This window comes from Nesterenkonia flava (genome assembly GCF_031432335.1).
Classification (GTDB): domain Bacteria; phylum Actinomycetota; class Actinomycetes; order Actinomycetales; family Micrococcaceae; genus Nesterenkonia; species Nesterenkonia flava.
This window is the reverse complement of record NZ_JAVKGT010000004.1, coordinates 1-17,348: the sequence shown is the minus strand read 5'-3', so window position 1 is coordinate 17,348 and position 17,348 is coordinate 1. Positions and strand designations below refer to the sequence as shown.

Genomic DNA, 17,348 nt, shown 5'->3' with positions numbered 1-17,348 from the left:
CGGTCCACCCCTTCTAGAAGGTCTCCAGCAGCTGCGGATAGATCGTGAAGACGCCCAGGCCCACGGGCAGAAGGGCGATCGTGGCCAGGAGTTCCAACCGGCGCGCGATGACCCGCAGCCGTGCCCTGACATGTTCTGGGAGGGGGATGATCCGGCTGGTCAGCCCGACCAGGCACACCAGGACGGCGAGCAGCACCAGCAACCACTGCGGAGCGCTGTCGAGAACGCGGAATCCCAGGAGTACGGCAGCGGCCAGGGCCAGGGTCATGAGGATCGAACGTTCGACCGCCAGCGGCATGGACCGGGCTCGGAGCGCCGTGATGCCCGTGAGCAGTGCCGCCAGGGCCAGTGTCCAGCCCGCCGGGGCGGCCTCGCGGCTGGCTGGGGAAAGAAGCATGAGGTGCACGGAAAGCAGCATGGAGACGGCACAGAGCACTACCGCGGCTGCGAGGCCTGCGTGGGCATTACGGTAAGCCCTCTCTGCTTCGGGGAGCTGAGGACGACCGCCCGCGGCGATGGCGTCATCGAGGCGGTTCATGCCGGAGAGCATCAGTGCCAGCCGCGGCGCCCACCCCAGGAGAATCACGCTGCCGATGCCGGTCACTGCAGCCACCTCATGCTCGTGGGTCACCAGCTGTGCAGTGCCCCACCACAGGAGCCCCAGCAGGACGGCTGCCGAGGCGCACATCAGTGCTCCCAGCGCTCGCCGCCGGTAGCTCAGCCAGGCCAATAGCGAGCAGACCAGCCACAGGGCGGGAAGCCACTCCGCATAGGGCCAGTCGGGCCAACCCCACCGGTAGGCCACCAGCAGAGTGGCGGCACTGAGGATGAGCAGCTCGGCGTCGGCGTTCAGGAGCGTGGAGGGCAGTGCGGCGAGAACCGCCAGGCAGAGCGCGCTGAGGCCCAGGGGCCACAGGGAATCGTGGCCCGGCAGACCGTCCTCAGCTAGGAACAGCAGAGCGGCGACGCCGGCGACGAGTGTTACTCCGATGCTGCCCAGTCGGGACATCTGCCAGGTGAGCTCGTCGGAGACCCGAGTCTCCGGGTCTTCAGACTCCTCAGAGAGGTCATAGACCAGAGGGCGCGGCACAGCTTCTTGCTGCTGGTCCAGCATCAGCAGGGCGCCGTCGCGAACGTGGGCGGCCTCGAGGCTTTGCTCCGGGAGAAGGCTGGGTCCGCCGGGCGGGGTGAGGGTCAGGCGTCGCGGATCTCCCGCGGTGCCCTCAGCCCTGCTCATGCGCAGAATCTCGGGCATCAGAGCCGCGACAGGGCGGCGGGAGGGGAGCAGCGCTTCAATGTTGCGGGACCCGGCGGCGATGGTCACGCGTGTGTAGTCTCCGCTCACGGCTCCACCGCCTCGGTGCTCGTGGGAGGAGCTTGGACAGGCACTGGGTTCCGCTGCTGCTGGTAGTCGGCGAACATATCTGTCAGGAATGAGAAGCCGACGCAGCCGGCGCAGAGGACTGCGGCCACAACGGCACTGATGAGGATCTGCTTGATGCCGTCGTCGTACCTGCGGATGCGTCGCTGGTCGCTGAAGAGCAGGGCTCGCAGGAGCCGATTGCGGCGCACGGCAACAGATTCAAGAATCTGCTGGTCGTAGTCGATCACCAGGCCGTTCCTCCTGTGTGGTGATGTGCGCCCCTCGGCGCTGTCATCGTGACTCTGCCGGCGCTGCTCGCTCCGCAACGCCCTGGATAACCCAATCCGGGAAACCTCAAAGAAAGCTTGACGTCACCACGGGATTCTTCGGGTGTTAGCCGGATGTGGAGGAAGGGGCGACTCTGTGGGAGAGGAAGTTCACTTGTGAAATAATCCTCAGGCCGTCTGACCTGGTGTTTTCGGCAGCCTGGAAGTTCAAAATTGAACCTCCCGAAAACTCTTCCCGGAATCTAAGGTTGCATCAAGGCTGATCTCGTGTTCTGTATCGCGGCAGGTTCGCTGACCCCATTGCGGTGAAGGCCTGTCGGTAGAGACCACAACGGCACAGAACCCTAACTGAGGAGGGATCGCCATGAAGTTCGACATGGGGTCAACCACACTGAACACCCTGACGAAACGTACTCAGGGCTCATCCGATGAGCTCACCACCCTGCTCCACCAGCTCGTGGACTCTGTGGCACCGCTGCAGGGCAACTTCAACGGTGCGGGTCGGGCAGCCTTCGACAATTTCAAATCTCGCGTCGACGAAGTCGCTCATGATCTGAACCAGGCCCTGGCGATGGTGAACCAGGGACAGGGCCAGATGGACCTGGCAACGCAGACCGGTGACCAGGATTTCCAGGACACGGCGCAGCGGCACGAAGGCTCCGCCGCGTTCGACTCTGCTCGCTTCTCTTCCATCCGCTGACCCGAGCGCCCCTAGCCAGTTCTTATACGCAGCAAATCCCCGAGGAGGGAGAACGTCATGTCCCTTGACCGAATTTCGTTCAACACCGATACCTCTGCCGAAGTGCAGGGCAACATTCAGCGCACCGTCAGCAACCTCGAGAGCCTGATCGCCGAGCGTGACCAGCAGGTCATGGAAGCGCTCAGCGACTTCCAGATGGATGGTGCAGACGCCGAGTATCACGCGGTGGAAAGCCGCTGGAGCCGCGCCTCAAATGAGGTGAAGGCGATCATTTCACTGGTGCGCGAGACGCTGATCGACAACGATCAGGTTGCTCAGAACACGCAGCAGAAGACCATGCAGGCCATCCAGTCCATCGGCTGATGATCCGACCGATGGCGGTGGGGCGCCGAGCTGCCGGGCAGTGTCGGCGCCCCACCGGGTCCACCAGAAGATGACAATGAGGCGGTAAGCGGTAATGGTGCTCAAGTTTGACATTCACCATGCAGAGGCCACCCAGACGGTGTCATCAACCGGCACGAGCGTCGACCAGTGCCAGGAGACCGTCGGGCGGCTTGCATGGCACGCCGAACAGGTGATTGCGGCGCTGCCCCACAGCGCAGTGGTGGCCGCGGGTATCCAGCAGTGCCTGGACGAGGTGCTGAACCCTACCGGCCAGACTGCCCTGCAGCAGGCCCGCAGTGTGACCAGCAACAGCAGCGTCGCGCTGAACGCCTACGCTGCAGGAGATCAGCAAATGGGCCAGCAGGGGCAGACAGCGGCTTCACAGGTGCAGGCTCCTGATATGCCGGGGGTGTGCTCATGACGACCACCATGGTGACCTCCGGACCGGCCTCCGGCGAAGGCCCGGGGCAGGGACTCTTTCACGTCGTGGACCTCGATGACCCCGGTGCAGTCCGCGCTGCGGGACGTGCACTCTCGGGTGGTGCGACAGATGTCTTGACGCGGATGCAGGCGGCTCAGAGCGCCTTTCAGCAGATCACGGCCCAGTGGCAGGCTGCTGAGACGCCGCTGCTGCAGAGTGCCTTTATCTCGCCGGTGACCACAGCCCGCGAGCTCAGCAGTGCGGGTCAGCTGATGCAAGTGGCTCTCAGCAACTATGCCGCGTCCTTGGAGGACCTGCGCACCGAGCGCACCCGGCTTCTGAACGACATCCGCGAGTTCGAAACCACCGGGGTGGCTGGCGCTGAAGACACCGACTGGGCGGCTCGCGAAGAACGCATCACCGAATTGCAGCAGCGGTGCCGGAATCTTGCTGCGGCTAAGGACGAAGCCCAGAACACCTGTGCCCAGTCGCTGGCAGGCATCACCACCTCGGCGAGCCAGACCCGCAGTTCCCCCGAGGGGGCGCGGGAGGCCGACGTCGCGGAAGAAACGCACGAGGACTACACCTTCCACGACTCGGGCTGGGCGGCCGCCACGGTGGGTCTGGGCGTTGCTTCGAGCGTGCAGAGCTGGGTGAGTCGTGCCCACACGGTGGCGGGGCCGCTTCTCGGTGCCTCCCGCACGATGGCGCGGCAGGGATGGATGCCGGGACTGGTCCAGAAGTTCGCGAACGCCAATTCCACCTCGTCGGGTCTGGTCAACAGGCTGACCGGCTGGGACGCTTCCAAGGTCACGAACGCGGGACAGTGGATGAGCAGAGCGGATCCCGGCAATCCCTTCGCCCTGGCCGCGAGCCCCACTCTGGCCAACCTGGGCAAGAACCTGCGACCCAAGGATGTCCTTCGCCGCACCCTGGCGAATCTGAATCCCAAGAACAAGGTGCCCAGCCCCGGCATGAAGGGTTGGTCGACCGCGGGCAAATGGATCGGCCGTGCCGGCAGCGTCCTGACTGCGGCGACTTCCTTTGTCGGAAGCTGGAATGAGGACAGCGCCAAACATCCCTCCATGCACGGCGCCGAGAAGGGTGCCCGCGCCGCAGTGGACGCTGCGGCGACGACCGCGGGCGCCTGGGCGGGTGCTAAGGGCGGAGCCGCGGTTGGTGCTGCGATCGGTACCGCCCTCGGGCCGGCAGGCACCGTGGTCGGCGGTATCGTCGGCGGTGTCATAGGCGGGATGGCCGGTGGAGCAGTCGGCGATAAAGTGGGCGATCTGGCAAAAGGCGCGGTCAGCAGCATCACAGACGGCGTCAAGTCCCTGTTCGGAGGCTAGGAATGGACACCGTCGTTTTTGTGCTGATCGCCCTCGGGGCTCCGGCGCTGGCAGTGCTGACATGGAAGTTTCCCGTGGGTATGGGCCCCCCGTCTCCGGGTGTCACGCTCAGCCTCCACCCCTCTTTCCTGCCGTCTTTGTTCGCGCTCTTCACCGTTCTGGGCTGGGGAGGGGCCCTGGATCAGCTGGGCGTGCTCGGCGGGACAGGACTTGTCGGAGACGTGATCGCCGGCGTGCTCTTCGTAGGAATGGTGCTTGGCATCCTCGCGACCCTCCACGGCCTGGGCGCAGGGTTTCTCTACCCTGCCATCCCATTCCTGGTTCCGCCCAGGGCCAGGGAGAAGGCGCGTAGAGAACGCGACATGAGGCGTCGTCGTCGTGAAAAGCGCCGGCAGGAAGTGTGATACCGAACGTGATCCCCAAGCGAAAGCGCGGTGAAGCATGAACACCACACAGAGATATACGAGACCTCCGCTGGTCTACTCTCTGGAGCTGCCTCCATCGTGGGAGGTGGACGATTCCGGGATCGATTCCGGTCTGGTGCTGGCCAGGGATACCCAGGGGTGGGGTAATGGGTTCCACCCAAACATTGTCCTCACGCAGTCGTCCTGGTCCGGCAGCGGCGACGCCACCCCTGAGACCGTACTTGCCACGCAGCAGTCCCTGGAGGAGACCTTCAGTCGGCAGCTCCAGGATTATCGGCTCATTCACCTGGACTTCGCGGATTTCGGCACCGTGGCACGGGAAGACGGTGAGGGTGAACCCGTTCCGGGCATCATGCGCGCCGCGTACTACACCAATGAGGAGGGCGTGCCCCTGATGATGCACCAGTGGGCCGCCCGCCGGGCGGGAGTCGAGCTGTCCATGACCGTGACGTTTCCTGCTTCTGATCTCCCGGTCCTGGCCGACGCTTCCTGGTCCCTGGCCGGCCTCCTGGAGTGGAAGCCCGATGGAAGGAGCGCCTGACGCATGAACAACACCACGCGCCCCGGGGCAGAAGCATCCGCGGCCACCGACAGGGTGATCATCACGGAGCATCAGCTGCAGGAGCTGATGCTGTCTCTGAGCCCAGGCGGCACGGGCCACCTGACGGAGCTGAGCGATGCTCAGGGGCAGCCGCTTCTCACTGACGGCCGGCCCACCCCGGTCTTCGAACTCCTCTATCACGCCTTCGCGGAACAGCGAGCGGCCATGGTGGTGGCGCGCACTGACCTCTCCACGGGCCAGAACACCGCGCGCTACATGTGGTTGAGCGCCCACGGCGTGCTCTACACCGAGCCCGACGGCGCAGGCCACGTGGCACTGCAGGGCGAACTGGGTGGTTCGATGTTCCGCACTCTGCTGGATATGGTCGACATCGGCCCGCGGCCCTCGCCCCGTCACGGAGTCGAACGCGTCGAAATCCCCGAGGAGCTGCTGGGACAGGCCGCGGATTTCCAGCACGGTCACGATCAGCCCGCACAAGCCCTGCGGAAGATCGCGGAGAAGGTGCGTGCTCAGGCGCCGGAGATTGCAGATTGCCTGCGTCTGGGGTCAGCAGAACTCGTGACCTTTTCCGCCGAATGGCTGAGTGAGCACGGGCCGGCTGAGGACGGTCTGATCTTCATCAAGACCCCAGCAGGCTATCTCTACCACCTCAACGAACGGGGCATGTTTCGCCACAAGAACTACGTGGAACCCGCCGCGGGATGGGTGGTCTGGGCGAAGATCACCGCTCGTCTGCCCCAGCCTGATGACATCGCGTCGTGGCTTCCGGCGGACGTCTGAGCTCAGGAACACTCTTATGGCACCGAAAGCTGCATAGGGAAGGCAACCAGCAGGGGGCGTGCCCACGCCACTGGTCCAGCCTGGCCCAGACAGCGGGATTCGCGCGCGGGGAGCGTGACAGGGATAATTTCACCCATGAGTTCTGCCCCCTCCCTGCCCTCCGGAGCCGATCGGGCTCTGCGCAACGCCGGACGCCGCGGCACCGGCATCGTCTTCGCCGTGATGATCACCGTGTTGCTGGTGGCCCTCGTCTTCGCCGCCAACCAGAACGACATCATCGGATGGATCATCGTGGTTATCGCCGGCGGCTGGCTGCTGCTGGCCGCGATCGTGGTGCTCACGTTCCGTCGGGGCGCGCGCAAGATCGGTGACGCCGTCGACTCCGCCCGGGCTGACGCAGCCGCCCGCCGGGCGGGCGAGACCCCGGGTGCTGTCGTCGTCGATGAGGATTCTCACGCGCGGAACCTGAAGCTGGACCACTCCTTCAAGATCGTGCAGGTCCAGGTCCGGGTGATCCAGCAGGAGGTCCAGAAGGGTGGCCAGGCGGACCAGGAGATGGTGGACCGGGCCCTGGAGACTATGGAAATCACCGCTCATAACGGCCGTGACATGCTCGCGGATCTGGTGGGCCGGACCAAGAAGACCGACGACGCCCCCTCGGGCGAGTCCGGCACCGACGACGACGGCACGATCGCCGGCGACGTTGTCCGCTGACCCTGCTTGTTTGACCCACTCCCGCGCCTTCACGAGAGGATCCCTGTGACTGAGACCAGCCCGCACGTCATCACCGACCCCAAGGGCGAGGGACTGACCCGCATCGCCAGCGTGAACGTCAACGGCATTCGTGCCGCCCAGCGCAAAGGTATGGGGGAGTGGCTGGCCGAACGTGAGATCGACATTCTCGCCCTCCAGGAAGTCCGCGCCGACGGCGCCACACTGACCAAGCTGGTCCAGCAGATGGCCGAGTCGACCGGGGACGTGTGGCACATCCACGAGCACGAGGCGTCCCAGAAGGGCCGGGCCGGGGTGGCGATCCTTTCGAAGCGGGCGCCGCTGGCCACCCGCACCGGCATCGGAGAAGGCCACCCGGAGGACGATGGGCGCTGGATCGAGGCCGACTACGAGCTCGGCGACGGCACCTCTCTCACCGTGGTCAGCGTCTATGTGCACTCCGGGGAGGTGGGGACCGAGCGGCAGGAACACAAGATGCGGTTCCTGCAGTACATGCTGGAGTACCTGCCCCAGCTGGCGGAGCGCACCGACCACGTGCTGGTCATGGGCGACCTCAACGTGGGTCACCGCGAATTCGACATCAAGAACTGGAAGGGCAACGTGAAGAACTCCGGCTTCCTTCCGGAGGAGCGCGCCTACTTCGACAAGTACTTTGGCGAGGCCGGCTACGTTGACGTAGCCCGCAGGCTCGCCGGCGAGGTGGACGGCCCCTACACCTGGTGGTCCTACCGCGGTAAAGCATTCGACAACGACACCGGCTGGCGCATCGACTACCACATGGCCACTCCCGCGCTGGCGGAGCTGGCCACCAACCCCAAGGTGGACCGTGCCGCTGACTACTCGCTGCGCTGGTCGGACCACGCCCCGCTGGTTATTGACTACAAGCTGCCCTGAGCCGGCTCAGCTGCGGGCCAGCAGCTGGGCCAGGTGCTCGGCCCGTACCCCGGCGAGGTCGGCCAGCTGCACCTTGCAGCTCATGCCATCCGCCAGGATGACCGTCTCCCGGGGATCCTCGGCGGCGGCGCGCACTGCGGGCAACAGATGTGTCTCGGCCACCGCGACGCTCGTCTCGTAGTGCCCTTTCTCCACCCCGAAGTTTCCTGCGAGACCACAGCATCCAGGCACTTTGGTGACCGTGGCGCCGGCCATCTCCAGCAGCGCCTGATCCACGTCCCAGCCTATGACGGAGGCCTGGTGGCAGTGGGGTTGGGCCACCACGTGGATTCCGCTGAGATCCGGCAGTTGCACACGCCCCTCGTCCACGAACCGGTTCACCAGTTCGGCGAAGCTGAGCACCCCGTCGGCTACCGTGCGCGCCTCCGCACTCTCGCTGAGCTCGACGGCGTCTGAACGCAGGGTGGCCAGACATGATGGCTCCAGCCCGATGACGGGCACCCCCGAGTCCACGTAGGGCGCCAGTTCTGTGGTGGCCCGATCCGTGAGCCTCCTCGCCTGATCCAGTTGGCCCGTGGTGATCCACGGCAGCCCGCAGCAGCTGCGACGCTCAATGACCTCGGCCCGCAGTCCCTGGGAACGAAGAAACTCCAGTGCGGAGAGACCAGATTCCGGGAAGAAGTGATCGGTGAAGGAATCGGCCCACACCCAGACATCGGGTGTGCCTGTCTTTGGGCGGGAGGACCCCGCAGCCCGGCGCAGCGTCCGCGCGGCGAAAGCCGGGACGCTGCGGCGCTGATCGATCCCGGCCACCCATTTGGCCACTGCCGCCAGCGGAGAGATCTTCAGTCCCAGATTCAGCACGGGCGCCAGCGGTGCGCTGAGCCGCGCCCAGAACGGCAGCCGGCCCAGCACGTAATGGCTGCGGGGACGGCGGACGCCTCCGACCGTATGGGTCTGATAGAGCGTCTCGGCTTTGTAGGTGGCCATGTCGACCCCGGCCGGACAGTCCGAGGCGCACCCCTTGCAGGCCAGGCACAGGTCCAGCGCCTCGTGGACAGCAGGGTCCTGCAGACCGTGGACCAGCCTGCCGTCCATTGCCTCCTGCAGGATGCGGGCCCGGCCCCGGGTGGAGTCCTTCTCTTCCCCAGTGGCAAGGTAGCTCGGACACATCACTTCGTTGGTTCGCGGCGCCACGCAGCGGCCCACGCCTGAACAGCGGTGCGCGGCCGCGGCAAAGCTGCCGTCGTCGTGCGTCATCCGCATCCCGGGCCAGGGCAGAATGCTCACCGGCTGGGTGGGGCGAATGTTCTCTGTGATCGGGACTGGATCGGCTTCGGGGGAGGCAATGATGCCGGGGTTGAGCAGATCCTGGGGGTCGCAGATGGCCTTGACCTGCCGGAACAGAGACAGCGACTCGTCGCTGTACATCAACGGCAGCAGCTCGGAGCGGACCCTGCCGTCCCCGTGCTCACCCGAGAGAGATCCGCCGTAGGCGGCCAGTCGTTCCGCCGCAGCATGCATGAACTCGCGGAAGACGCCGGTGCTGTGCGGGTCCCCGTGCTGGAAGGGAAAATCGATGCGGCAGTGAATGCACCCGTCACCGAAGTGCCCGTAGGGATACCCCTGGACGCCGAACTCCCGCATGAGGGCCTCAAACTCGCGCATCCACGCGCCCAGGTGCTCGGGCGGAACCGCAGCGTCCTCCCAGCCTGAATGCGCCGGCGTGGACAGGGAGATGCCGGCCAGACCGGCGCCGTCCTCGCGGATCTTCCACAGGGCCGCGGACTCGCGGGAGTCCTCGATCAACCGGGTGTCGAGAGCACCTGAGGCGGCGGAGACCTTCTCCAGCACGGAGAGCGCATCTGCCCCGGCCACCTCGACGAAGAGCCAGGAGTCACCCTCCGGCAGGGTGGGCACGCGTTTGCCGGCTCCGCGCACCAGAGCAACCAGCCGAGAGTCCATGCCCTCACAGGCGATCAGGCGTCCGGGTGCGGCCTGGAGCAGGGCAGGCACCGCGTCAGCGGCTTCGGCCACCTCACGGTAGCCGAGCACCAGCAGGCGGCGCCCGGGCTCATCAGCCACCAAGGACACCTCGGCCTCGGTCAGCAGTCCTAGCGTGCCCTCGCTGCCGGTGAGCAGCCGCTCCACCCGGCCGCCGTTCTCCGGCAGCAGATGCTCCAGGCTGTACCCGGAGATTTGCCGGCCGAACTGCCCGAAGCTGGTGCGGATATGGGCCAGGTGAGAGCCTGCCAGTTCCCGCAGGCGCGACGTCGTGGCCGTGTCTCCGCTGACCCGACCCTCGCGGAGCGTGGCCTGCTCCCCGTTGCCGAAGAGCACGGAGACGCCCACTACGTTGTCACTAGTGCGGCCGTAGCCCAGGGCCCGCGAGCCGCAGGCGTTGTTGCCGATCATTCCACCGATGGTGCAGCGCGTGTGGGTGGAGGGGTCCGGACCGAAGCGCAGCCCGAGCGGGGCCGCCGCCCGCTGCAGGTCGGCATGAACCACGCCGGGCTCCACCCGCGCGGTCCGGGCCTCAGGATCCACGCAGAGCACGCGGTTGAGGTCGCGGGTGTCCACCACGATGCCCTCGCCCACGGCGTTGCCGGCGATGGAGGTGCCCGCCCCGCGCATGGTCAGAGGCACGGCCGCGGCCCGGGCCACCGCGTAGGCGGCGTGGAGCTCGTCCACGTCCTGGGCGCGGACTATGGCCTGGGGGACCACCCGGTAGAGGGAAGCGTCGGAGGAGTACATGCCGCGGGCCAGGGGCGAGGAGTCCACCCGGGACAGGCCCGCGCTGTGCAGCTCATGGAGGAGGTCGTTGTGGGTCTCGGTGGTGCTCACCATCGCGGCTGGTCCTTTCCTGAGAGAATGACAACGTCTGAGCTGGTCCCGCGACGTGCGTCAACATGAAGGAGAACCCCATGGTCACCGTCTTTGTGATGATCAAGACCGACCCCCATGCGATCCCCGAAGCCGCTCAGGACATCGCCAACATCCCCGAGGTGGAGGCGGTCTACTCGGTCACCGGCAAATGGGACCTGGTGGCCATGGTCAAGGCTGCGCGCTTCGAAGACCTCGACGAGCTGGTGCCCTCCAAGATCGCCAAGGTCGCCACCATCCACGACACCGAGACGATGGTGGCGTTCCGCACCTACGCGCAGGATGACCTGGAGGCGGGCTTCGCCCTCGGGCTCGAGGACTGAAGCTCGCGTCGCTGAGCGCTCCAGGTTCCGGCAGATCGGTCTATCCCTCCAGCAGTGCGTAGACCCGCGCGGGACTGCCGGTTCCTCCGACGATCGGCAGCGGTGAGACCACCAAGAGCGCCCCCGTGGGCGGGAGTTTGTCCAGGTTCTGCAGCGAGGTGATGCCGTACTTGTCGCTGCCCAGCAGGTAGTAGTGGGCGGGGAACGCCGGTTCGAGCATGGCGGCGTTGCCCTGGTCGATGCCCACGGTCTCCACCCCGTAGCCCGAGATCGGTGTCTCCTCCGCCAGCCACTTGGCGCACTCAGCGGAGATGCCCGGCGTATGGGAGCCGTTTTCGTCCGCGTTGAGGAACGCCTCCTGGTCATCGGAGTACTTGTCCCAGCCCGTGCGCAGCAGCAGCCAGCCGTTCTCCGGCAGGGGCCCGTGCTCAGCCTCCCAGGCGGTAATGTGCTCAATCTCCAGCAGGAAGTCCGGATTCTTCTCCACCTCGGCGACCACATCGACGACGACGGCGGGACCGATCAGGCGCTCCGGCTCAATCTGGGAAACGTCCTTGCCCTCACGCCCCGAAGCCCAGTGCACGGGCGCGTCGATATGGGTGCCAATGTGCTCGCCGGTGTGGATGTTGTGGTGCTTCCAGAAGGGCCCCGGTTCGTTGTACGCGCTGACCTCTTCGAGGCTGAAGTCGATGAGATTGGCAAAGGGCTCGGGCAGGCGCAGCGTGGGCGTGGAGGAGGACAACGTGTTCGTCAGGTCGATGACCTTCACGCTCCCTGCGGCCAGTCCCTCGGCGAGGCTGCGGATGATCGTCATGGTGCTCCTTCATACGGTGCTCGATGGTGCGAGACGGCGGTCACATTCGCCGGTGCGCCCAGTCTAGGCTCACCGGTGTGACGAGCACATGACGGTGACTGCTCCGCGGCCGCTCAGTGCCCCGCGAACCAGCGGCCCGCGAATCAGTGCCCCTTGAACGCCTCCGCCAGCCACCAGGACCCGCCGTCGGAGGCGATCTTGGCGTCGATCACCAGCACGGAGTCCACGCCGCGGTGAAGACGCTCGACGACGGCGTCCAGATCCTCCGTGCCGCGTACGGTCATACCCTCGGCCCCGAATCCCCGAGCGATGGCAGCGATGTCTGTCTCGGGGAACCGGACGATCTCCATCTCCTGGGCGGTTGCCTCAAAGTGGTGGACCTCCGCGCCATAGGCGGCGTCGTTGTAGACGATCACCACCATCGGCAGCTCCTCGCGCACGGCGGTCTCCAGTTCGGCGATGCTCATGAGAAACCCGCCGTCACCGGTCCCCAGGACGGTCAGCCGCTCCGGGACGGCCTTCGCCGCGCCGATGGCGGTGTAGAGTCCCAGCCCGATCGACTGGAACGCCTGCGTCATGCAGAAACCGCGCTCGTCGGGGACCTGAAGGTAGGCGGCCGGATACCCCATGAAGTTCCCAGAGTCGATGGTCACCACCCGCTCGGCCGGCAGCGCGCGGTCCAGGGCGATGCTAAGGGTGCGGGGGTCGACGACGCCGTCACCGGTGAGGTCCTCATAGGCTTCAGTGCTCTTCCTCGCGCCAGCGGCCACTGCCTCCCGCATGCGCGGTGTGCGCTGCTTAAAACCGCCCTCGGGAGGTGGGGATGCCTGGCGGCTCAGCTGCTGACGGACGACCTGGGCGGTCTCTGCGGCATCGCCGAGAACTCCCAGCGTCACCGGACGGTGGGCTCCCAGTGCGGTCTGCTCCACATCGACCTGAATCACCGTGGCACCGTCACTGATGAGCGAACCGTGGCGCATGGTCCACATGTTCAGAGCACACCCGAAGGCCAGGATGAGATCCGCCTCTGCGATGGTGGCCGCGGTGAAGTCCGAGGAGAAGCCGCCTGAGATGCCCAGATGAAACGGATCCTGCCCAAAGAGCCCGTGGGCGGCGGCCGAGGTCGCGGTGAGAGCACCGGACTCCTGCGCGAGGGCCAGGAGCTCTTCTCCCGCGTGACGCGCCCCGCGTCCGGCGATGATCACCGGACGCTCAGCGGCCTGCAGAGCCTGAACCACGGCCTCCACAGCGTGGGCGGTAGGCCGGACGCGTTGAGGCTGCGGCGCCGCGGGCACCGGGGCCGCGCCGGCCGGCTGAGCCAGAAGGTCAATGGGCACGGAGAGGACGACTGTCCGGCGCTCCAGGACTGCGGTGCGGAAGGCACGGGCCGTATCGGCTACCGCGGTCGCGGGGCTGTGGATGCGTTCGGCCACAGCGCCGATGGAGGAGGCCAGCGCATCCTGGTCGATGCGGAAGTTCGACAGCACGGCGGCGGCACCGGTGTCTGCGGTGAGTACGATCATCGGGGTGCGTGACTTGGCGGCCTCAGCGATCCCGGTGACCGCGTTGGTGAGTCCGCACCCCTGATGGGTGGAGACTACCGGCACCGTCCCCGATAGTCGGCCGTAGGCGTCGGCCATGGTGGCAGCACCCCCTTCGTGGCGCGCGGCGGTGAAGGTGGCCCCGTGGGCCCGCAGGGCGTTGACCATGGTGAAGTTGCCGCTGCCGACCACGCCGAAGACGGCCCGCACGCCGAGCCGGACCAAGGTGCTCCCCACAGCCTCAGACACGGTCAGAGCAGAGGAGCCGACGTCGTCGTGCGTGCTGGGGGAGGGGTGCCGGGAGGCCGCAGCAGGAGTCATAGGGGGATTCTTTCAGAATTCGTTCAGACCCCCGTGCTTGGTACCCTGACAGGGATTTCCCTGACCTGCGGCGCAGATGGGCCCTGCCCGTCCGCGCCGATGCACCCGCCAAGGAGTGACCGCATGACCGAGGCCCCCGCCGATACCACCGCGCTGCCCGCTGCAGGCGCGCGCGTGCTCTCAGGGATGCAGCCCTCCGGGGACTCGCTGCACCTGGGCAACTACGTGGGAGCCCTGGTCAACTGGGTGAAGACCCAGGAGACCTACGACGCGTTCTTCTTCATCCCGGATCTGCACGGCATCACCGTCCCTCATGACCCTGCGGATCTTCGTGAACGGACCCGGCGCACGGCGGCTCAGTTCATCGCCGGCGGAATCGACCCCGACCGTTCCACCCTGTTCGTCCAGTCCCATGTGCCCGAGCACGCGCAGCTGGCCTGGGTGCTGACCTGCCTCACCGGCATGGGCGAGGCCAGCCGCATGACGCAGTTCAAGGACAAGTCCACCAAGCACGGCGCCGACGCAGCCTCGGTAGGACTGCTGAGCTACCCGATGCTCATGGCAGCCGACATCCTGCTCTACCAGCCCCACGGCGTGCCGGTCGGCGATGACCAGAAGCAGCACGTGGAGCTCACCCGCAACCTCGCGCAGCGGTTCAACCACCGCTTCGGCGAGACCTTCCGGGTTCCCGAGCCCTTCATCCCCGAAACCGGGGCGCGGATCTATGACCTGCAGGAGCCGACCACCAAGATGAGCAAGTCCGCCTCATCGCCCAACGGACTGGTCAACATCCTCGACACGGACAAGCAGATCGCCAAGCGCATCAAGTCCGCCGTCACCGATGACGGAACCGACATCCGGTTCGATCGGGAACACAAGCCCGGCATCTCTAATCTGCTGAGCATCTACTCCGCGGTGACCGGCAGGACCATCGCCGAGCTGGAGGCTGAATACGCGGACAAGATGTACGGCCATCTCAAGGTCGATCTGGCCGAGGCGGTCGTGGCCAAGGTGGCGCCCATCCGCGAGCGGACCTTCCAGCTCCTGGATGACCCGGGTGAGCTCGACGCGCTGCTGGCCAAGGGGGCCGAGAAGGCCCGGGCAGTGGCCTCCCAGACATTAGCTGCCGCCTATGAGAAGGTCGGGTTCCTTCCCGGGGCAGCGCCCGCCTGAGGCGCGTAAGCCGCGAGAGCACCACCCATGGCCTACTCCTCCCGCCTCCGACCCCGTACGCAGCACAGCGGCGCCCTGGTCGCCGGTGCCAAGAACGGGATGGAGCGGCTGGACAATCGCCGGGAGGCGCAGGCCAAGACCAACCCGCTGCATCTGGAGAAGCTCAAACAGAATGAGCTCACCGCGCGCATGGCCTATGGACGCGCCAAGCGCGACGACGCCGGCACCGCCAGGGTTCTGCTCGCACTGGGACTCTGGTGGTTGGCGCGCCTGAACCGCACGCGTCCGCTGCGAGCGCTGAACCTGTTCTTCTTCCACTACGGCACGGTGATGGCCGCCGGTGCGGCCTACATGATGTTCTTCTCCGTGGCGGCGATCCTCTTTGCCGGTTTTTCGATCGCGGGACTGATCATCGGCGGCAACGAAGACGCCCAGTACCTGATTGTGACGGCGGTCAACACCGCGTTGCCGGGCCTGATCGGTGAGGGATCCAACGCACTGGCCACCCCCGGCGAGCTTTTCTCAACCCACGGGCTGAACCTCGCGCTGACCATCTCGCTGGCGGCCGCGGTGTTCACGTCGCTGTCGTGGGTGCACGGACTGCGTTCGGGGATCCGCAGCATCTGGGACCGGCCCCTGATGGCCGAGAACATCGTGATCGTCAAGCTCCGCGATCTGGGCACCATGCTTGTACTGGGCACCGTCATCCTCACGACTGCGGCGCTGGTGATCGGCACCCGCATCTTTATCGACCGCATCCTGGAGTTCCTGGGGTGGGAGGCTGATGGCCTGGCCGCGGTCCTGACCCCGATGATCACCCTGTTCGTGGCATTCGTGCTGGACACCATCATGGCGATCCTGCTGATGCGCGTTGCTTCCCGCCTGGTAATGCCGGTTTCCGCTCTGTGGCAGTCCGCCCTCATCGCCGGCCTCGGAGCCTCCCTGCTGCGGATCGGCGCCGGTGAGCTCATCGCCATGGGCGGAGAGACCGACAACCCCATTCTCGGGCCCTTCGCCGTGGTGCTGGGCCTATTCTTTTACTTCTACTTGTTCAGCCTCGTCTACCTCATCGCCTCCAGCTGGGGAGCCGTGGCCGCAGCGGACCACGCAGAACGGTCCCGCCGCTGACGTCTCAGGACGGCCTAAGCAAAGAAATCTGAAGCTTTCCTGGCCGATGACGCGTCAAACCGAATGCTGCCACAGAGGTTCCTGGGAGCTTTCTGGAAAACTCTGAATCAGGTGGGTCAGGTCCGGCGGGCGTGTATAGGCTGACGGTCAGAGGCCGTCTGCAGAACTGTTACGGCCAAGACCCATAGGAGGAACCATGACGGAGACCCTCTCCGCCAAGACCACTCACCCCCTCTGGCTGAAGGCCACCGGACTGGGCGCCGCCGCACTGCTGGCTCTGACCGCTTGCGCAGATGACAACGGTGACGGCAACGGCACCGATGACACCGACGCGGACGTCACCCAGGACGAGACTCCCGATGAGGTCTCCGGCGACGCGACCGAGGACACCGACGCTCCCGCTGACGAGCAGACCGAGGAGCCTGCCTCCGACGAGGCGCCTGCTCTGTCGGAGATCGAGGATCGCATCGGTGAGCTTGCCAACGAGGCGGAATCGGTGACCGTCACCGCCGAGATCAGCATGGTCGGCGGCGCCGCCAACGACGACCTCGACGATGAGGACGACACGGACAACGACACCGACGCCGACGAGGTCGAGGACGCCGGCGACGCCGAGGACGAGCTGGAGCAGCAGCTCGACGGCGAGCAGATGAGTATGGTCATGCGCGGCAGCCCCGACGGCTCCCTGGCCGAGGTCGACGTCAGCATGGACGGCATGGACCTCAACGCCCTGGTGATCGATCAGCAGATGTACATCTCCGGCGAGTCCATGGCCGATACGTTCGAGCAGCAGCTGACCGAGCAGGACCTGGAGCAGATCGACTTTGAGGGCTTCCGCTCCGAGGTCGAGGGCAGCTGGCTGGACCTGGGCGAGGACGAGAACCTCGGCGGCTTCGAGGACATGCTCGATGAGCTCGACAACGAGGAGTCCTGGAGCGAGGACTTCAACGACGAGGGCACCGTCGACGAGCGTGACGGCCAGGAAGTCTGGGTCTACGAGGGCAACAACGGCGAGGAGCTCGTCATCGTCGCCGATGAGGAGAACCCCTACATCCACTCCCTGACCGGAGAGGCTGAGGATGGGTACTTCGAGATGGTCTTCTCCGACTGGGACGAGACCGATCTGCCCGAAGCTCCCGCCGATGAGGACGTCCTCACCGAGGATGAGTTCAACGAGCTGCTGATGCAGTACATCCAGTAGTTCAGCGGCACGTGGCACGTAGCGGGAGTTGGAAGCGGTGGTCTGCGTAGTTGTAAGCGACATTCCG

Annotated in this window: 18 protein-coding genes; 13 read left to right on the top strand and 5 right to left on the bottom strand. The window is 66.1% G+C overall.

Features of this window, described 5'->3' with window-relative positions:
* Nucleotides 1–13: 13 nt before the first annotated feature.
* Nucleotides 14–1,345 (bottom strand): EsaB/YukD family protein, encoded by a 1,332-nt coding sequence (locus RH857_RS02170; protein WP_310536336.1) that lies wholly within the window; start codon nucleotides 1,343–1,345, stop codon nucleotides 14–16.
* Complete coding sequence (locus RH857_RS02165; protein ID WP_310536335.1) at nucleotides 1,342–1,611, bottom strand: hypothetical protein; 270 nt, start codon at nucleotides 1,609–1,611, stop codon at nucleotides 1,342–1,344. The genes RH857_RS02170 and RH857_RS02165 overlap by 4 nt, the downstream gene beginning before the upstream one ends.
* A 403-nt stretch (nucleotides 1,612–2,014) precedes the next feature.
* Here RH857_RS02165 and RH857_RS02160 point away from each other — a divergent pair, with 403 nt between their 5' ends.
* The 9 genes from RH857_RS02160 to RH857_RS02120 all read left to right on the top strand — a co-directional run bounded on the left by RH857_RS02160 (nucleotide 2,015) and on the right by RH857_RS02120 (nucleotide 7,897).
* Entirely contained in the window at nucleotides 2,015–2,350 is a 336-nt protein-coding gene (locus tag RH857_RS02160; protein ID WP_310536334.1) for a WXG100 family type VII secretion target, read from the top strand.
* Between the two features lie 57 nt (nucleotides 2,351–2,407).
* Nucleotides 2,408–2,713 carry a pore-forming ESAT-6 family protein gene (locus tag RH857_RS02155; RefSeq protein WP_310536333.1) on the top strand — a complete coding sequence of 102 codons (306 nt, stop codon included), beginning with the start codon at nucleotides 2,408–2,410 and terminating at the stop codon, nucleotides 2,711–2,713.
* Nucleotides 2,714–2,807: 94 nt separating this feature from the next.
* The gene (locus RH857_RS02150; protein ID WP_310536332.1) at nucleotides 2,808–3,155 is read left to right on the top strand and encodes a DUF6507 family protein; all 348 of its coding nucleotides are present in this window, start codon (nucleotides 2,808–2,810) and stop codon (nucleotides 3,153–3,155) included.
* Nucleotides 3,152–4,504, top strand: a complete 1,353-nt coding sequence (locus tag RH857_RS02145; RefSeq protein ID WP_310536331.1) for a glycine zipper domain-containing protein — start codon at nucleotides 3,152–3,154, stop codon at nucleotides 4,502–4,504. The genes RH857_RS02150 and RH857_RS02145 overlap by 4 nt, the downstream gene beginning before the upstream one ends.
* A 2-nt stretch (nucleotides 4,505–4,506) precedes the next feature.
* Entirely contained in the window at nucleotides 4,507–4,908 is a 402-nt protein-coding gene (locus RH857_RS02140; RefSeq protein ID WP_310536330.1) for a hypothetical protein, read from the top strand.
* A gap of 37 nt (nucleotides 4,909–4,945) precedes the next feature.
* A complete protein-coding gene (locus tag RH857_RS02135; protein ID WP_310536329.1) occupies nucleotides 4,946–5,470 on the top strand; it encodes a hypothetical protein in 525 nt (174 codons plus the stop codon).
* 3 nt (nucleotides 5,471–5,473) lie between these two features.
* Nucleotides 5,474–6,271, top strand: coding sequence for a hypothetical protein (locus RH857_RS02130; protein WP_310536328.1), 798 nt, complete (start codon nucleotides 5,474–5,476; stop codon nucleotides 6,269–6,271).
* Between the two features lie 135 nt (nucleotides 6,272–6,406).
* Complete coding sequence (locus RH857_RS02125) at nucleotides 6,407–6,985, top strand: hypothetical protein (RefSeq protein ID WP_310536327.1); 579 nt, start codon at nucleotides 6,407–6,409, stop codon at nucleotides 6,983–6,985.
* Between the two features lie 45 nt (nucleotides 6,986–7,030).
* On the top strand, nucleotides 7,031–7,897 hold the full coding sequence (locus RH857_RS02120; RefSeq protein WP_310536326.1) for an exodeoxyribonuclease III: 867 nt from the start codon (nucleotides 7,031–7,033) through the stop codon (nucleotides 7,895–7,897).
* Nucleotides 7,898–7,903: 6 nt separating this feature from the next.
* Here the strand turns inward: RH857_RS02120 and RH857_RS02115 are convergent, their stop codons facing one another.
* On the bottom strand, nucleotides 7,904–10,744 hold the full coding sequence (locus RH857_RS02115) for an FAD-binding and (Fe-S)-binding domain-containing protein (RefSeq protein WP_310536325.1): 2,841 nt from the start codon (nucleotides 10,742–10,744) through the stop codon (nucleotides 7,904–7,906).
* Between the two features lie 77 nt (nucleotides 10,745–10,821).
* Here RH857_RS02115 and RH857_RS02110 point away from each other — a divergent pair, with 77 nt between their 5' ends.
* Nucleotides 10,822–11,103, top strand: a complete 282-nt coding sequence (locus RH857_RS02110; RefSeq protein ID WP_310536324.1) for an Lrp/AsnC family transcriptional regulator — start codon at nucleotides 10,822–10,824, stop codon at nucleotides 11,101–11,103.
* A 40-nt stretch (nucleotides 11,104–11,143) separates the two neighbouring features.
* On the opposite strand, the gene RH857_RS02105 is transcribed toward RH857_RS02110, so the two are convergent.
* Both RH857_RS02105 and RH857_RS02100 read right to left on the bottom strand, forming a co-directional pair.
* Nucleotides 11,144–11,917, bottom strand: coding sequence for a cyclase family protein (locus RH857_RS02105; protein WP_310536323.1), 774 nt, complete (start codon nucleotides 11,915–11,917; stop codon nucleotides 11,144–11,146).
* Nucleotides 11,918–12,060: 143 nt separating this feature from the next.
* On the bottom strand, nucleotides 12,061–13,779 hold the full coding sequence (locus tag RH857_RS02100) for a thiamine pyrophosphate-binding protein (RefSeq protein WP_310536322.1): 1,719 nt from the start codon (nucleotides 13,777–13,779) through the stop codon (nucleotides 12,061–12,063).
* Nucleotides 13,780–13,902: 123 nt separating this feature from the next.
* Here RH857_RS02100 and trpS point away from each other — a divergent pair, with 123 nt between their 5' ends.
* The 3 genes from trpS to RH857_RS02085 all read left to right on the top strand — a co-directional run bounded on the left by trpS (nucleotide 13,903) and on the right by RH857_RS02085 (nucleotide 17,281).
* Nucleotides 13,903–14,952, top strand: a complete 1,050-nt coding sequence (trpS, locus tag RH857_RS02095) for a tryptophan--tRNA ligase (RefSeq protein WP_310536321.1) — start codon at nucleotides 13,903–13,905, stop codon at nucleotides 14,950–14,952.
* Nucleotides 14,953–14,979: 27 nt separating this feature from the next.
* The gene (locus RH857_RS02090; RefSeq protein WP_310536320.1) at nucleotides 14,980–16,080 is read left to right on the top strand and encodes a YihY/virulence factor BrkB family protein; all 1,101 of its coding nucleotides are present in this window, start codon (nucleotides 14,980–14,982) and stop codon (nucleotides 16,078–16,080) included.
* Between the two features lie 196 nt (nucleotides 16,081–16,276).
* Nucleotides 16,277–17,281 carry a hypothetical protein gene (locus tag RH857_RS02085; RefSeq protein WP_310536319.1) on the top strand — a complete coding sequence of 335 codons (1,005 nt, stop codon included), beginning with the start codon at nucleotides 16,277–16,279 and terminating at the stop codon, nucleotides 17,279–17,281.
* Nucleotides 17,282–17,348 lie beyond the last annotated feature (67 nt).

Bases quoted from the DNA above. Each gene is read 5' to 3' on its own strand.
- RH857_RS02125 (WP_310536327.1), top strand. From the start codon at position 6,407: ATGAGTTCTGCCCCCTCCCTGCCCTCCGGAGCCGATCGGGCTCTGCGC.
- RH857_RS02140 (WP_310536330.1), top strand. From the start codon at position 4,507: ATGGACACCGTCGTTTTTGTGCTGATCGCCCTCGGGGCTCCGGCGCTG.
- RH857_RS02100 (WP_310536322.1), bottom strand. From the start codon at position 13,779: ATGACTCCTGCTGCGGCCTCCCGGCACCCCTCCCCCAGCACGCACGAC.
- RH857_RS02105 (WP_310536323.1), bottom strand. From the start codon at position 11,917: ATGACGATCATCCGCAGCCTCGCCGAGGGACTGGCCGCAGGGAGCGTG.
- RH857_RS02135 (WP_310536329.1), top strand. From the start codon at position 4,946: ATGAACACCACACAGAGATATACGAGACCTCCGCTGGTCTACTCTCTG.
- RH857_RS02150 (WP_310536332.1), top strand. From the start codon at position 2,808: ATGGTGCTCAAGTTTGACATTCACCATGCAGAGGCCACCCAGACGGTG.
- RH857_RS02090 (WP_310536320.1), top strand. From the start codon at position 14,980: ATGGCCTACTCCTCCCGCCTCCGACCCCGTACGCAGCACAGCGGCGCC.
- RH857_RS02155 (WP_310536333.1), top strand. From the start codon at position 2,408: ATGTCCCTTGACCGAATTTCGTTCAACACCGATACCTCTGCCGAAGTG.
- trpS (WP_310536321.1), top strand. From the start codon at position 13,903: ATGACCGAGGCCCCCGCCGATACCACCGCGCTGCCCGCTGCAGGCGCG.
- RH857_RS02130 (WP_310536328.1), top strand. From the start codon at position 5,474: ATGAACAACACCACGCGCCCCGGGGCAGAAGCATCCGCGGCCACCGAC.
- RH857_RS02110 (WP_310536324.1), top strand. From the start codon at position 10,822: ATGGTCACCGTCTTTGTGATGATCAAGACCGACCCCCATGCGATCCCC.
- RH857_RS02145 (WP_310536331.1), top strand. From the start codon at position 3,152: ATGACGACCACCATGGTGACCTCCGGACCGGCCTCCGGCGAAGGCCCG.
- RH857_RS02160 (WP_310536334.1), top strand. From the start codon at position 2,015: ATGAAGTTCGACATGGGGTCAACCACACTGAACACCCTGACGAAACGT.
- RH857_RS02085 (WP_310536319.1), top strand. From the start codon at position 16,277: ATGACGGAGACCCTCTCCGCCAAGACCACTCACCCCCTCTGGCTGAAG.
- RH857_RS02115 (WP_310536325.1), bottom strand. From the start codon at position 10,744: ATGGTGAGCACCACCGAGACCCACAACGACCTCCTCCATGAGCTGCAC.